The sequence below is a fragment of the Delftia acidovorans SPH-1 genome (genome assembly GCF_000018665.1).
Classification (GTDB): Bacteria; Pseudomonadota; Gammaproteobacteria; order Burkholderiales; family Burkholderiaceae_C; genus Comamonas; species Comamonas acidovorans.
Genome location: NC_010002.1, coordinates 5,653,596 through 5,667,509, shown reverse-complemented (window position 1 = coordinate 5,667,509; position 13,914 = coordinate 5,653,596). Strand labels below are relative to the sequence as shown.

Below are 13,914 nucleotides of genomic sequence, written 5' to 3'. Positions count from 1 at the left end.
CCTTTGCCATGATGGCTGGCCCGTTCAGACCGTGGCGTCGTCCGCCGTGAGGTTGTCGGCCCAGGCCAGGGCCTGCAGGTGCGCCCAGTTGACCTGGTGGTTGGACAGCTGCAAGGCGTTGGCGGCGCGCGCAAAGCCTTCGTCGTCGCCGCTTTCGCAGGCGCGCGTCAGCTCCAGGAAGGGCGCGAACACGCCCTTGTTGTGCACCAGCGCATCGATCACGGGCTGGGGCAGGGCGATGGATTCCAGCGCCTTTTCCATGGGCTGGCCCAGCATCACGTCCAGCAGCGAGAACACGCCCACCACGAAGGCGTTGTCGCATTCCTCGGGCGAGAGCAGCTCGGCCGTCAGCAGCTCCATCAGGCGTCCGCGCACCACGGCGGTCTGGCCCACGGCCGGCGGCGTGCCGCCCGCGCGCGAGGTGGTCAAAAGCAGGGCCGCCCAGCGGAACAGCTTCTTGAGGCCCAGGATCATCACCGCGTGGCGGAACGAGGTGATCTCGCAGGACAGGCCGAAGCCCGAGGAGTTGATGAAGCGCAGCAGGTTGAAGGACAGCGTGGGGTCCTTCTTGAGCAGGGCCTCGATCTCGTCCGTGCTGGCCTGCTGGCGCACCAGGTTGATCAGCTGGATGATGGTGGCCTGCGTGGGGCGGATGGTGCGCGCCTGCACCAGCTGCGGCTGGGCGAACCAGAAGCCCTGGAACAGCCGCACGCCCAGGTCGCGCATGCGCTCGAACTGCTCGGAGGTCTCGACCTTCTCGGCCACGATCTGGGCATTGGTATGGGCGCGCGCGAAATTCACCAGGGTCTCGGCATCGGCCAGCGCAAAGGTCTGCATGTCCAGCTTGATGAATGCGGCCGCAGGCAGCCAGCTGGCATAGGCGCGGCGCAGCAGGTGCTGGTTGAAGGCCAGGCGGAAGCCGCGCTGGCGCAGGGCCTGGAAGGTGGGCAGGCGCTCTTCGATATCGGCTGTGGTGGCGTTCTCGCCCAGCGTGGTCACTTCCAGCACCACCTTGTCGGGGTGGATCAGTTCCAGGTGGCCGCCGGCCAGGCTGTCATGCGTGCAGTTGATGAAGACCGTCTTCTTGCCCACCAGCGCCTCGGCTCCCGCATACGACAGTGCGTTGAACAGCAGGGCGGCATCGGAGGCCGCCGTGTGCGCATGCTGGGCTGTGGAGCGATCGAAGAGTTCATAGCCGAAGACATCGCGCGCCTCGTTGACGATGGCCTGGCGCGCAATGACGGCCACCTGTCCGTCCTCCACTCCCTCTGGCAGGGGTGGTGGCGGAGCGGAGGAGTTGTCGTTGGTAGTCATTTGGAAGCTGAGAAAGATGAAGGAGCGGCGGCGTTGAGTTGCGTGCGATAGCTCATGACTATAGCGAGCTGTCTGCCAGTTGATCGGTCCAGGCCAGGGCCTGCAGATGGGCCCAGTTGATCTGTTGGCTGCTCAGGCGCAGTGCGTCTGCGCTGCGGTTGAAGGCTGCGTCGTCGCTGGCTTCGCAGGCCTGGGCCAGGATCAGCAGCTCGCCCAGCACGCCTTCATGGCGCAGCACGGCGGCGGAGACGGCATCGGGCACGGGGATCAGGCTCATGGCCACGTCCTGCGGCAGGTCCAGCATGCTGCCCAGCAGCGAGAAGATGCCGACGACGAAGGCCTGGTCGGAGTCTTCCTCGCTCAGCGATTCCTGGGCCAGCAGCTCCATCAGCCGCCCGCGGATCACGGCGGTCTGGCCGATGGCCGGCGGCGGGCCGCCGTTGCGCGATGCGGTCAGCAGCATGGCCGCCCAGCGGAACAGCTTCTTGAGGCCCATGAGCATCACGGCCTGGCGGAAGGAGGTGATCTCGCGTTGCACGCCAAAACCCACGGAATTGATCAGGCGCATCAGGTTGAAGGCCAGGCCTGCATCCTTCTTGAGCACATCCTCGATGGCATCGGTGCTGGCCTGCTGGCGCACCAGATTCAGCAGCTGGACGATGCTTTGCTGCGAGGGCGACAGCAGCTTGGTGCGCACCACCGTGGGCCGCGCAAACCAGAAGCCCTGGAACAGCTGTATGCCCAGGCGGCCCACCTGCTCATGCTGCTGGGCGCTTTCCACCTTCTCGGCGATCAGCTCGGCGCGCGTGTGGCGGCCAGCGAAGTTGACCAGCACGGCCAACTGGTCAGGGGCCAGCACGGACAGGTCGAACTTGATGTAGTCGGCCAGGGGCAGCCAGGCCGCATAGGCGGACTCCAGCACCGTGTGATTGAAGGCCAGGTTGAAGCCGCGCGCGCGCAGATTGCTGAGGATGGGCAGGCGGGCCTGCACCTCTTGTTGTGCGGCCAGGCCCAGCGGCGGGATCTCCAGCACCACCTTGTCGGGGTTGAGCAGCTCCAGATGTCCGCCGGCCAGGCTTTCATGCGTGCAGTTGACGAACATCAACTTGGTGCCGACCAGGTCCTCTTCGCCGGCATGCGACAGGGCCGTGAATACCAGGGACACGTCCGAGGCCGCCGTATGGTCCGGGTAGGCGCGCGAACGGTTGAAAAGCTCATAGCCGATGATCTGCTGCACCCCGTTGACGATGGCCTGGCGCGCGATCATTCCCCGGTCTGTGGACGCGGGGCTGGCCGCAGGGGCATCGTTGAAGAGATGGACAGGCAATTCGGTCATGGAGTGTTCGGTCGAAGAGGCACGGTAAGCAGCAGATCTGATTGTAGGAATGTTCTGAATAAATATGCCGACAGGCAGTGTCTGCTGGGACAAGTCCGATTGCGGAGTCGGACCCATCCTAGTTTGTAAACCATTGTGCGGCCATGCGGACGGGACGGGCCCGTCCGCGCGGCTGCGGCAGTCTTTCTTCAGACCTGCTGCAGCCAGGCCAGTTCGGTATCGGTGAAGCCAGCGGCGCGGCGCGCGCGCTCGTTGAAGGGCGGGCGCAGGCGCGGCGCCTCGTAGCGCTGCGTCAGGTGCTGGTAGTGCGCCTCCGGCTCCAGGCCTTCACGCTCGCACAGCCAGCGGTACCAGTGGTTGCCTATGGCCACGTGGCCCACTTCCTCGCGCAGGATGATGTCGAGGATGTCCACGGCCGCCAGCGCATCGGGCGCGCGCGTGTTGCGCAGCTTGTTCTGGATCTGGGGCGTGGCGTCCAGGCCCCGTGCCTCCAGCGTGCGTGGCACCAGGGCCATGCGGGCCACCACGTCATGCGCGGTCTTCTCGCACATGGTCCACAGGCCCTGGTGGGCCGGGAAATCGCCATAGTCGTGGCCCAGGTGCGCGCGCAGATGCTCGCGTAGCAGGCGAAAGTGCTTGGCCTCCTCGGCGGCCACCTGCAGCCAGTCCAGGTAGTACTGCTGCGGCATGCCGTCAAAGCGCCAGACGGCATCCAGCGCCAGATTGATGGCGTTGAACTCGATGTGGGCAATGGCGTGGATCAGCACGGCCCGGCCTTCGAGCGTGGCCGGCGAGCGCCTTGCAACGGCAGTGTGGTGGCGCAGCTCGGGCCGCAGCGGGCGGCCGGGCAGGTCCGGTGCGGGATCGGGCAGGGCCGGTGCCTGCGCTGCTATTGAATAAAGCGCCTGCCGTGCATACATGTCCAACGCGGCGGCGGCCTTTTCTTCGGGGTCCGGGAGGCACAAAACCTCAAGGGCGCGGTGACGTAACTCCATCCCTACAATTCTAGGTTTCCTGCCATCACCAATAATTGACGGAGACAAAGACCCATGGCGATTTATGAACTGGATGGAGTGGCCCCTGAAGTGGCAGCATCGGCCTGGGTGGCCGACAGCGCCGAGGTCATGGGCAATGTGCAGCTGGCCGAAGACGCCAGCATCTGGTTCGGCGCCGTGCTGCGCGGCGACTGCGAGAGCATTTCCATCGGCGAGGGAAGCAACATCCAGGACGCCAGCGTGCTGCATGCCGACCTGGGCAAGCCGCTGGTCGTGGGGCGCCATGTGACCGTGGGCCACCAGGTCATGCTGCATGGCTGCACCATCGGCGACGAGTCGCTGATCGGCATCGGTGCCGTGGTGCTCAACGGCGCGAAGATCGGCAGGAACTGCCTGGTCGGCGCAGGCGCCCTCATCACCGAGGGCAAGGAGTTTCCCGATGGCTCGATGATCATCGGCAGCCCGGCCAAGGCCGTGCGCCAATTGACGCCCGAGCAGATCGAAGGCTTGCGCCGCAGCGCCCAACACTATGTCGATAATGCGCGCCGGTTCAAGACCGGGCTGCGCAAGCTGGGCTGAGCGAGGCCCGGCACTTTTTTACGGAATCCATCAGCGTGTCTGAACTGCATAAATTCATCTTCGAAGGCCTGCCCGTGCGCGGCTCCATCGTCCGCCTCACCGACGCCTGGCAGGAAATCCTGCAACGCCGCGCGGGCAACGGAGAGACCGGCGCCTACCCCGCTGCCGTGCGCGAACTGCTGGGCGAAATGGCGGCTGCCGGCGTGCTCATGCAGTCCAACATCAAGTTCAACGGCGCCCTGGTCTTCCAGGTCATGGGCGACGGCCCGGTCAAGCTGGCCGTGGCCGAGGTGCAGTCCGACTTCGGCCTGCGCGCCACCGCCACCCTGATCGGGGAAGCGCCCGAAGGCGCCACGCTGGAGCAACTGCTCAATGTGAATGGTGGTGGCCGTTGCGCCATCACGCTGGACCCCAAGGGACGCCAGCCGGGCCAGCAGCCCTACCAGGGCGTGGTGCCGCTGCAGGATGCGCAAGGCCGCAGGTTCTCCAAGGTGTCCGATGCACTGCAGCACTACATGCTGCAGTCCGAGCAGCTGGACACCGTGCTGGTGCTGGCCGCCAATGACCAGTTGGCTGCCGGCCTGCTGATCCAGCGCATGCCGGTCAAGGGCGAGGCCAACCTGGCCTCCGCCACCGAAAGCGAGCAATCGGGCCAGGACGCCATCGGCCTGAACGAGGACTACAACCGCATCGCCACGCTGGCCGCCAGCCTGACGCGCGACGAACTGCTCACGCTGGATGTGGAAACCATCCTGCGGCGCCTGTTCTGGGAAGAGAAGCTGATGCGCTTCGTCCCCCAGCAGGACGAAGAGCGCCCGCGCTTTGCCTGCACCTGCAGCCGTGAGCGCGTGGGGGCCATGCTGGTCTCGCTGGGCATTGAAGAGGTGGACAGCATCCTGGAGGAGCGCGGCAATATCGAGGTGGGCTGCGACTTCTGCGGCAAGCAGTACGAGTTCGATCCCATCGATGCCGCCCAGCTGTTCACCGAGGCCGGCAAGCAGCCGCCGACCTCGACGAACGTGCAGTAAATACGCTCGGAGTCAGTCGCGCCCGCTGCGCAGCGCGTCGAACAGTCGCCGCTCGCAGTCCGGGTCGCTGCATTGCTCGCAGCCGTAGGGGCGAAGGCGCGCGCTGCGTTGCACGGGGCTTGCGGGCAGCCAGGACCAGTCCATTTGCGGAGCCTTGAGCCTGAGCGACTCGGCCAGCTGTTGCCATTGCCGGGCGGTATTGCCATAGAGCACCACGTAGCCGCGCGACTGGCTTTGCAATTGGTCACGCCAATGCTGGAGTTGGGCGGCAGGGCCATTGCTCACCCCTTCGTGCTCGGTGACGGGGGCTCTCCAATCCAGTCCCAGCAGGTAGACGGCCCCATGTTCCGGCAGAGACTGCCCCGGCTCGGCCGCCAGGCATTGCCAGTCAGCAGGAGATGCTCCGTGGTGCCGCCAGGCCTGGCGCAGTGCATGGGCCATGGAAAGCGCGAGCGCGGGCGGCGATCCCAGAAGAATCACCGGGGGCGGGGGCAAGCGGTCTGTGTCCAAGTACCTGTCTCGGCTTGCGCGCAGGCCCGGTTAAGGGGCGCAGGCGCCTTGTTGCAAAAGCACAAGGCCGGCATGAAGCCGGCCTTGGTGCAGGAAATCCCAACCTTCAGCGCCGCACGATCTGCACGAAGATCTCGTTGGGCTTGACCATGCCCAGCTCGCTGCGGGCCTTTTCCTCGACCATGGCCAGGCCGTCCTTGAGGTCGTTGACCTCGGAGGCCAGGCGGTCGTTCTCGGCCTTTTCCAGGGCATTGGCCACGTTCTGGTCGTGGATCTGCTGCTGCAGTTCCTTGACGTAGGCCACGCTGCCATGGCCCAGCCACAACTGCGCGTGCACGGCGGCGAGCAGGGCGAGCAGGACAAGGGGGACGACGCGGTTGACCATGGCAGCAAATGTTGCGGAAAGGAAAAAGGCTTGCAGGCCGGATGGCTTGCAAGCCTAACGCTTTTCAGCGCAGGTTGTAGAAAGCCTCGCGGCCGGGGTAGTGGGCGATGTCACCCAGGTCTTCCTCGATGCGCAGCAGCTGGTTGTACTTGGCGATGCGGTCCGAACGGCTCAGCGAGCCGGTCTTGATCTGGCCCGCATTGGTGCCCACGGAGATGTCGGCAATCGTCGAATCCTCGGTTTCACCGGAGCGGTGCGAGATCACGGCCGTGTAGCCCGCGCGCTTGGCCATTTCGATGGCGGCGAAGGTTTCGGTCAGCGTGCCGATCTGGTTGATCTTGATCAGGATGGAGTTGGCGATCTTCTTGTCGATGCCTTCCTTCAGGATCTTGGTGTTGGTGACGAACAGGTCGTCGCCCACCAGCTGGACCTTGGCGGCCAGGCGGTCGGTCAGGATCTTCCAGCCATCCCAGTCGCCTTCGGCCATGCCGTCCTCGATGGAGATGATGGGGTACTTGTCGCACCAGCCGGCCAGCATGTCGGTCCACTGGGTGGCGGTCAGCGTCAGGTTGCCTTCACCGGCCAGCACGTACATGCCGTCCTTGTAGAACTCGCTGGCGGCGCAGTCCAGGCCCAGGGCGATCTGTTCGCCGGCCTTGTAGCCTGCGTTTTCGATGGCCTGCAGGATCAGCTGGATGGCGGCTTCGTGGTTTTCCACGGAAGGCGCAAAACCGCCTTCGTCGCCCACGGCCGTGCTCATGCCCTTGTCGTGGATGATCTTCTTGAGCGCGTGGAAGACTTCGGCGCCCCAGCGCACGGCTTCGCGGAACGACGGCGCGCCCACGGGGATGATCATGAATTCCTGCAGGTCCAGGCTGTTGTTGGCGTGCGCGCCGCCGTTGATGACGTTCATCATCGGCACGGGCAGCTGCATGCCGCCCATGCCGCCCAGGTAGCGGTACAGCGGCAGGCCGGCCTCTTCGGCTGCGGCGCGGGCCACGGCCATGGAGACGGCCAGCATGGCGTTGGCGCCCAGGCGGCCCTTGTTGTCGGTGCCGTCCAGGTCGATCAGGGTCTTGTCCAGGAAGGCCTGCTCGGAGGCGTCCAGGCCCAGCACGGCTTCGGAGATCTCGGTGTTGATGTGCTCGACGGCCTTGAGCACGCCCTTGCCCAGGTAGCGGCTCTTGTCGCCGTCACGCAGCTCGATGGCTTCGCGCGAGCCGGTGGACGCGCCCGAAGGCACGGCGGCGCGGCCCATCACGCCCGATTCCAGCAGCACGTCGCACTCGACGGTGGGGTTGCCGCGGCTGTCCAGCACTTCGCGGCCTACGATGTCAACGATTGCACTCATGGCATTTCCTTTGCGGTTTTTGAAATCGGTGTGCAGGCGGGTTCCGGTGAGGTTGCGCCCTGGTGCTTGCCGGGCAAGCGGTATGGGTGGTCGGTGGCGTGGCAGGCTGCCGTGCCACCGGGCACAGCCATGCTCCGCGGCGCAGTATCTGCGATCGGGCGGCGGCTATTGTGCACAAATTGGTTGTATGGCTTTGTATGCGCTGCGCTCTTGACGAGCCGGGGTGGCTGGCCGTCAGACGCCTTCCACGCAGACCATGCGCATGATGGATGCGCCTTCACGCGCCTCGCGGGCACGCAGGTACTCGGGCGTGTCGTAGAAGGCCCGGGCTGCCTCGAAGCTGGGGAACTTGAGGATCACGGTGCGGCCGGGGTTCCAGTCGCCTTCGAGCACTTCGACCTTGCCGCCGCGCACGCAGACTTCGGCGCCATGCACGCGCATGGCCTCGGTGCTCCACTTGCGGTATTCCTCGTACTGCTCGGGCTTGGTGACGGTGACGGACGCAATGATGTAGCCGCTGGCCATGGGTCAGACTCCAAAGTCGTTTTCGAGGAAGCCGTTCTTCTTGGTCACGTCGTCGAGCGCGACCAGGGTTTCGAGCAGGGCCTTCATGTGCTTGAGCGGCACGGCGTTGGGGCCGTCGCTGAGAGCGCAGGGAGGATTGGGATGGGTTTCCATGAACAGGCCCGCCACGCCCACGGCCACGGCCGCACGCGAGAGCACGGGCACCATCTCGCGCATGCCGCCGCTGCTGGTGCCGTTGCCGCCGGGCAGCTGCACGCTGTGCGTGGCGTCGAAGACGACGGGCGCGCCGGTCTCGCGCATGATGGACAGGCTGCGCATGTCCGAGACCAGGTTGTTGTAGCCGAAGCTGGCGCCGCGCTCGCAGGCCATGAAGCTGTCCTCGGGCAGGCCGGCTTCCTTTGCAGCCGCACGGGCCTTGTCGATGACATTCTTCATGTCATGCGGGGCCAGGAACTGGCCCTTCTTGATGTTCACCGGCCGGCCCGACTGGGCCACGGCGCGGATGAAGTCGGTCTGGCGGCACAGGAAGGCCGGCGTCTGCAGCACGTCCACGACCTGGGACACGGCCGGGATTTCGGACTCGGTGTGGACGTCGGTCAGGATGGGGACCTGCAGGTCCTTCTTCACCTTGGCCAGGATCTCCAGGCCCTTGTCCATGCCCGGGCCGCGAAAGCTGGCGCCCGAGCTGCGGTTGGCCTTGTCGTAGCTGCTCTTGAAGATGAAGTGGATGCCCAGGGCCGCCGTGATTTCCTTGAGATGCCCCGCCACGTCCATCTGCAGCTGTTCGGACTCGACGACGCAGGGGCCTGCAATGAGAAAGAAGCGCCGGTCGAGGCCGACATCGAAGCCGCAGAGTTTCATGGTGAGGATTCCTTGGGAAATGGTGGGCGGCGGTGCAGAGTCAGGGCTTGCGCGGCGCCTTCTGGCGTTCGATCGCAGCCTTCACGAAGGCGTTGAATAGCGGGTGGCCGCTCCACGGCGTGGACTTGAACTCGGGGTGGAACTGCACGCCGATGTACCAGGGGTGAACTTCCTTGGGCAGCTCGACGATCTCGGTCAGCTGCTCGCGCTGCGTCAGCGCCGAGATCACCAGGCCCGCTTCGCGCAGCTGGTCCAGATACTGGACGTTGGCTTCATAGCGGTGGCGGTGGCGCTCGGTGACCACATCACCGTAGATGCTGTGGGCCAGCGTGCCGGCCTGCACGTCGGAGGACTGCGCGCCCAGGCGCATGGTGCCGCCCAGGTCGGAGTTCTCGTCGCGGGTCTTGACCGTGCCGTCGGCATCCTTCCACTCGGTGATCAGGGCGATCACGGGGTTGGCGGACTTGGGGTCGAACTCGGTGGAGTTGGCGCCTTCGAGGCCGGCAACATGGCGGGCATATTCGATGGTGGCCACCTGCATGCCCAGGCAGATGCCCAGGTAGGGCACCTTGTTCTCGCGGGCATAGCGGGCCGTGGAGATCTTGCCTTCCACGCCGCGCGAGCCGAAGCCGCCGGGCACGAGGATGGCGTCGTACTGCGAGAGCTTGTCACGCGCATTGGCGTCGCTGATGGTCTCGGAGTCCACATGGGTGATCTTCACTGCCACATGGCTTTGCATGCCGGCGTGCTTGAGCGCCTCGTTGACGGACTTGTAGGCGTCCGACAGCTCGACGTACTTGCCGACCATGGCGATCTTGACCTCGCCCTGCGGGTGCTCGGTCTCGTGGACCAGGTCGTCCCAGCGCTTGAGGTTGGTGGGCGGCGTGTTCAGGCGCAGCTTGTCGCAGATCAGGCCGTCCAGGCCCTGCTCGTGCAGCATGCGGGGCACCTTGTAGATGGTGTCCACGTCCCACATGGAGATCACGCCCCACTCGGGAACGTTGGTGAACAGCGAGATCTTTTCCTTCTCCTCTTCCGGCACCTGGTGCTGCGCGCGGCACAGCAGGGCGTCGGGCTGGATGCCGATCTCGCGCAGCTTCTGCACGGTGTGCTGCGTGGGCTTGGTCTTGAGCTCGCCGGCCGTGGCAATCCAGGGCAGGTAGGTCAGGTGCACGAAGGCCGTGTTGTTGGGGCCCTGCTTGAGGGCCAGCTGGCGAACGGCTTCGAGGAAGGGCAGGGACTCGATATCGCCCACCGTGCCGCCGACTTCGCAGATGGCGACATCGACAGCGTCAGGCGTGCCCAGGCCGGCGCCGCGCTTGATGTACTCCTGGATTTCGTTGGTCACGTGCGGGATCACCTGCACGGTCTTGCCCAGGTAGTCGCCGCGGCGCTCCTTTTCCAGAACGCTCTGGTAGATGCGGCCGGTGGTGAAGTTGTTGGACTGCTTCATGCGCGTTTCGATGAAACGCTCGTAGTGGCCAAGGTCCAGATCGGTCTCGGCGCCATCATCGGTCACGAACACTTCACCGTGCTGGAAGGGCGACATGGTGCCCGGGTCCACGTTGATGTAGGGATCCAGCTTGATGAGGGTGACTTTGAGGCCGCGCGATTCGAGGATCGCAGCAAGGGAGGCTGAGGCGATTCCCTTGCCCAGGGAAGACACCACACCGCCTGTGACGAAGACAAATTTGGTCATGTCTTTTATTGGTGGTGGTAAAGCAGGATTATAGATGCGCCGCCGAATTCGCCGCGCCGCGCGGGGCTGCTCGGATGCTCCGGCTCTGCTAAATTGCGCGCCATGACTGAAGTGTTCGCAGGTAAACATCTGGTGCTCGGCCTTTCCGGAGGCGTGGCTTGTTACAAATCTGCCCAGCTGGTGCGCCTGCTGGTGCAGGCCGGGGCCACCGTGCAGGTGGTGATGACCGAGGCGGCAGAGCAGTTCATCACGCCGGTGACCATGCAGGCGCTGTCGGGCCGTCCGGTCTATGGTTCGCAGTGGGACGCGCGCGAGCCCAACAACATGCCCCACATCAACCTCAGTCGCGAGGCCGATGCCATGCTGATCGCGCCTTGCAGCGCCGACTTCATCGCACGCCTGGTGCAGGGCCGCTCCGATGAGCTGCTGAGCCTGATGTGCCTGGCGCGCCCCATGGACCGCGTGCCCCTGTTGCTGGCGCCTGCCATGAACCGCGAGATGTGGGCGCACCCGGCCACGCAGCGCAACCTGGCGCAGGTGGCGGCCGACGGTGCGCTGGTGCTGGGCGTGGGAACGGGCGACCAGGCCTGTGGCGAGGTGGGCGACGGCCGCATGCTGGAGCCCGAGGAAATCATGGAGGAGCTGGCTGCCTTCTTCACGCCCAAGCTGCTGCAGGGCCGCCAGGTGCTGGTCACGGCGGGCCCGACCTTCGAGGCCATCGACCCCGTGCGCGGCATCACCAACCATTCCAGCGGAAAGATGGGCTTTGCCATTGCGCGCGCCGCCCGCGAGGCGGGCGCCCAGGTGACCCTGGTGGCCGGGCCCGTGCACCTGCGCACGCCGCGCGGCGTGCAGCGCATCGACGTGCAATCGGCGCAGCAGATGTTTGACGCCGTGCACCAGCAATTGCCGCAAGCCGGTGTGTTCATCGCCACGGCGGCCGTGGCCGACTGGCGCCCGGCCAAGGCGTCAGACCAGAAGATCAAGAAGGACGGCTCGGGCCAGACCCCCACGCTGACCTTCGTCGAGAACCCCGACATCCTGGCGGCCGCCGCGCAGTCCGAGCCCGCACGCAGCGGCCGGCTGTACTGCGTGGGCTTCGCCGCCGAAAGCCATGACCTGCTGCAGCACGCCAGCGCCAAGCGCCTGCGCAAGCAGGTGCCGCTGCTGGTGGGCAATATCGGTCCCGCAACCTTTGGGCGGGATGACAATGCCCTGCTGCTGATCGACGAGGCTGGCACCCAGGAGCTGCCGCACGCCTCCAAGTCCCTGCTGGCGCGCCAGCTGGTGGCCGAGATCGCCCGGCGCCTGCCGCCCGTCCGTTGACACCACCGAAGGCCCGCATGTCACAGAACACCTACGAAGGCCCCCGCCACGGCGACTATGTGCGCTATGTGGACGAGCTGCTGCGCGCCAGCCCCCTGTACCGCTCTGCAGCGCACGGCTGGATGGCGCAGGGACGCAGCGATTTCACCGATGCGGTGGCCACGCCGGGCGCGCAGTCCCAGTCCGTGGTCGAGCGCGTGCGCGAGCAGGTGCAGGCTGCGGCCGAGAAGGCGCGCATCGCCGCGCAGCAGGCTTCGATGCCTGCCCTGCCGGGGCGCCAGCCATCTGCAGGCGACAGGCATGGCGACAGGAACGGCGATAGAAATGGTGGCAGGGCCGATCGCGGCCGGCAGGCGGCGCGGGCTCAGCAAGCCCAGGCGTCCTCCGCCGCCAAGGCTGTCAAGAAGACGGTCTTCACGATAGGTCCGGGGCAGTTGCTGGGTATCGTGATCGGCCTGATCCTGGCCGTGGTGATTCCGGGCATCGGCCCTTTCATCCTGCTGCTCACCATCATCAATGCCATCGTCAAAGGCTTTCGCAGCGGGCTCAAGTCGTCCGGGTGACGGCGCGGGGCACAATGCGCGCTTTGCTTTTCAAGAGAGCCTGCCGTGAGGCGCTCCCCAGATTGTTTCCATGAACGTTGATATCAAGATCCTTGACGCGCGCCTGCGCGAGAACATGCCCGCCTACGCCACGCCGGGAAGCGCGGGCCTGGACCTGCGCGCCTGCATCGATGCGCCTTTGATGCTGGAGCCCGGCCAATGGCAACTGGTGCCCACGGGCATGGCCATGTACCTCAAGGACCCCGGCTACGCGGCCATGATCCTGCCGCGCTCGGGCATGGGCCACAAGCACGGCATCGTGCTGGGCAACCTGGTCGGCCTGATCGACAGCGACTACCAGGGCCAGCTCATGGTCAGCGCCTGGAACCGCTCGACCACGGCCTTCACGCTGCAGCCCATGGACCGTCTGGCCCAGCTGATCATCGTGCCCGTGGTGCAGCCCAGCTTCAATGTGGTCGAGGAGTTCGAGTCGACTTCCGAGCGCGGCGCGGGCGGCTACGGCTCCACCGGCAAGCAATAAGGCTTTCCGCCAGACATCGCCCGCAGCTGCGCTGCCAGGGTATCGCTCCAGGGAGGAATCCGCATGGCCAGGCCATCCCGGCGCACGCGCCACCGCTCATCCGCGTCATGGACGCGCGTGATGCTGACGCAGGAAGACCGCATGCGCCGCCGCCTGCAGCAGCGCCACTGGCTGCGCCTGCATGCGGCACTGACAGGCGGGTTGAGCCTGGCTGGCATGTCGCTGTTGAGCCTGGGCCTGCTGCACGCGGGCATGCACAGCATGGCGCTGCGCTATGGCGTGGCCCTGGCCTGTGGCTATCTGCTGTACCTGCTGCTGCTGCGCCTGTGGGCCGAATGCATGCTGCGCCGCGACTGGGAGGTGTCCGATGTTCCCGATGTGACGCCCGGCGGCAGTGGCTCTTCACCGGCCCGCACGCCGGAGGCTGGCGGATTCGACAGCGGGCAGGGCGGCTCGTATGGCGGCGGTGGCTCCGGCGGCAGCTGGGATGACGGCGGCGCGCTGTCCGAGGCCGCTTCCTCGGCGTCGCAAGGCTTTGATATGCCGGGCATCGATGGGCTGGACGAAGGCGCCGTCGTCCTGGTCCCCGTGCTGCTGGTGTTTGCGGCGCTGCTGGTCGCGGTCACGGGGGCAGGGTCGCTGCTGTGGCTGGTCTTTGGGGCCGACCTGTTCCTGGCCGTGGCGGTGGAGGTGGCCTTTGCGCTGCTGATGGCGCGCACGCTCTACGTGGTGGAGCGCGAGGGCTGGCTGCTGGCCGCGCTGCGCCTGAGCTGGAAGCCGGTGCTGGGCGCACTGGTGGCCGCCGTGGCGCTTGGCGCGCTGGCCGACTGGCTGTTTCCCCAGGCAGACACCCTGGTGCAGGTGCTGCGCACGCTGAGAGGGCATTGAAAGGCCCCTGAGAGGGCACAGAGCCGCTGCTGCG

Annotated in this window: 15 protein-coding genes; 6 read left to right on the top strand and 9 right to left on the bottom strand. The window is 66.1% G+C overall.

What is annotated here, in order from left to right; genetic code table 11:
* Nucleotides 1–24 precede the first annotated feature (24 nt).
* The 3 genes from DACI_RS25855 to DACI_RS25845 all read right to left on the bottom strand — a co-directional run bounded on the left by DACI_RS25855 (nt 25) and on the right by DACI_RS25845 (nt 3,645).
* Entirely contained in the window at nt 25–1,314 is a 1,290-nt protein-coding gene (locus tag DACI_RS25855) for an EAL and HDOD domain-containing protein (protein WP_012206914.1), read from the bottom strand.
* Nucleotides 1,315–1,372: 58 nt separating this feature from the next.
* Nucleotides 1,373–2,650 carry an EAL and HDOD domain-containing protein gene (locus DACI_RS25850; RefSeq protein WP_034396453.1) on the bottom strand — a complete coding sequence of 426 codons (1,278 nt, stop codon included), beginning with the start codon at nt 2,648–2,650 and terminating at the stop codon, nt 1,373–1,375.
* A gap of 188 nt (nt 2,651–2,838) precedes the next feature.
* Nucleotides 2,839–3,645 carry a ferritin-like domain-containing protein gene (locus DACI_RS25845; protein ID WP_012206912.1) on the bottom strand — a complete coding sequence of 269 codons (807 nt, stop codon included), beginning with the start codon at nt 3,643–3,645 and terminating at the stop codon, nt 2,839–2,841.
* A 54-nt stretch (nt 3,646–3,699) separates the two neighbouring features.
* Here DACI_RS25845 and DACI_RS25840 point away from each other — a divergent pair, with 54 nt between their 5' ends.
* Entirely contained in the window at nt 3,700–4,224 is a 525-nt protein-coding gene (locus DACI_RS25840) for a gamma carbonic anhydrase family protein (RefSeq protein ID WP_012206911.1), read from the top strand.
* 35 nt (nt 4,225–4,259) lie between these two features.
* Nucleotides 4,260–5,252: an Hsp33 family molecular chaperone HslO gene (gene hslO / locus DACI_RS25835; protein WP_012206910.1), complete on the top strand. Its 993-nt coding sequence runs from the start codon at nt 4,260–4,262 to the stop codon at nt 5,250–5,252.
* A gap of 12 nt (nt 5,253–5,264) precedes the next feature.
* On the opposite strand, the gene DACI_RS25830 is transcribed toward hslO, so the two are convergent.
* The 6 genes from DACI_RS25830 to DACI_RS25805 all read right to left on the bottom strand — a co-directional run bounded on the left by DACI_RS25830 (nt 5,265) and on the right by DACI_RS25805 (nt 10,583).
* Entirely contained in the window at nt 5,265–5,693 is a 429-nt protein-coding gene (locus DACI_RS25830; RefSeq protein WP_012206909.1) for a hypothetical protein, read from the bottom strand.
* A 175-nt stretch (nt 5,694–5,868) separates the two neighbouring features.
* Nucleotides 5,869–6,147 (bottom strand): cell division protein FtsB, encoded by a 279-nt coding sequence (gene ftsB, locus DACI_RS25825; protein WP_012206908.1) that lies wholly within the window; start codon nt 6,145–6,147, stop codon nt 5,869–5,871.
* 64 nt (nt 6,148–6,211) lie between these two features.
* Entirely contained in the window at nt 6,212–7,498 is a 1,287-nt protein-coding gene (gene eno, locus DACI_RS25820) for a phosphopyruvate hydratase (RefSeq protein ID WP_012206907.1), read from the bottom strand.
* Nucleotides 7,499–7,732: 234 nt separating this feature from the next.
* Entirely contained in the window at nt 7,733–8,023 is a 291-nt protein-coding gene (locus tag DACI_RS25815) for a DUF1330 domain-containing protein (protein ID WP_012206906.1), read from the bottom strand.
* 3 nt (nt 8,024–8,026) lie between these two features.
* A complete protein-coding gene (gene kdsA, locus DACI_RS25810; RefSeq protein WP_012206905.1) occupies nt 8,027–8,884 on the bottom strand; it encodes a 3-deoxy-8-phosphooctulonate synthase in 858 nt (285 codons plus the stop codon).
* Nucleotides 8,885–8,924: 40 nt separating this feature from the next.
* Nucleotides 8,925–10,583 (bottom strand): CTP synthase, encoded by a 1,659-nt coding sequence (locus DACI_RS25805; RefSeq protein ID WP_012206904.1) that lies wholly within the window; start codon nt 10,581–10,583, stop codon nt 8,925–8,927.
* Between the two features lie 102 nt (nt 10,584–10,685).
* Between DACI_RS25805 and coaBC the strand changes: the two genes are divergently transcribed.
* The 4 genes from coaBC (at nt 10,686) to DACI_RS25785 (ending at nt 13,880) form a co-directional block, all read left to right on the top strand.
* Complete coding sequence (coaBC, locus tag DACI_RS25800; protein ID WP_043782641.1) at nt 10,686–11,909, top strand: bifunctional phosphopantothenoylcysteine decarboxylase/phosphopantothenate--cysteine ligase CoaBC; 1,224 nt, start codon at nt 10,686–10,688, stop codon at nt 11,907–11,909.
* 17 nt (nt 11,910–11,926) lie between these two features.
* Nucleotides 11,927–12,472, top strand: coding sequence for a hypothetical protein (locus tag DACI_RS25795; RefSeq protein ID WP_012206902.1), 546 nt, complete (start codon nt 11,927–11,929; stop codon nt 12,470–12,472).
* A 70-nt stretch (nt 12,473–12,542) separates the two neighbouring features.
* Nucleotides 12,543–12,992 (top strand): dUTP diphosphatase, encoded by a 450-nt coding sequence (dut, locus tag DACI_RS25790; RefSeq protein WP_012206901.1) that lies wholly within the window; start codon nt 12,543–12,545, stop codon nt 12,990–12,992.
* Between the two features lie 63 nt (nt 12,993–13,055).
* Complete coding sequence (locus DACI_RS25785; protein WP_012206900.1) at nt 13,056–13,880, top strand: hypothetical protein; 825 nt, start codon at nt 13,056–13,058, stop codon at nt 13,878–13,880.
* Nucleotides 13,881–13,914: the final 34 nt, after the last annotated feature.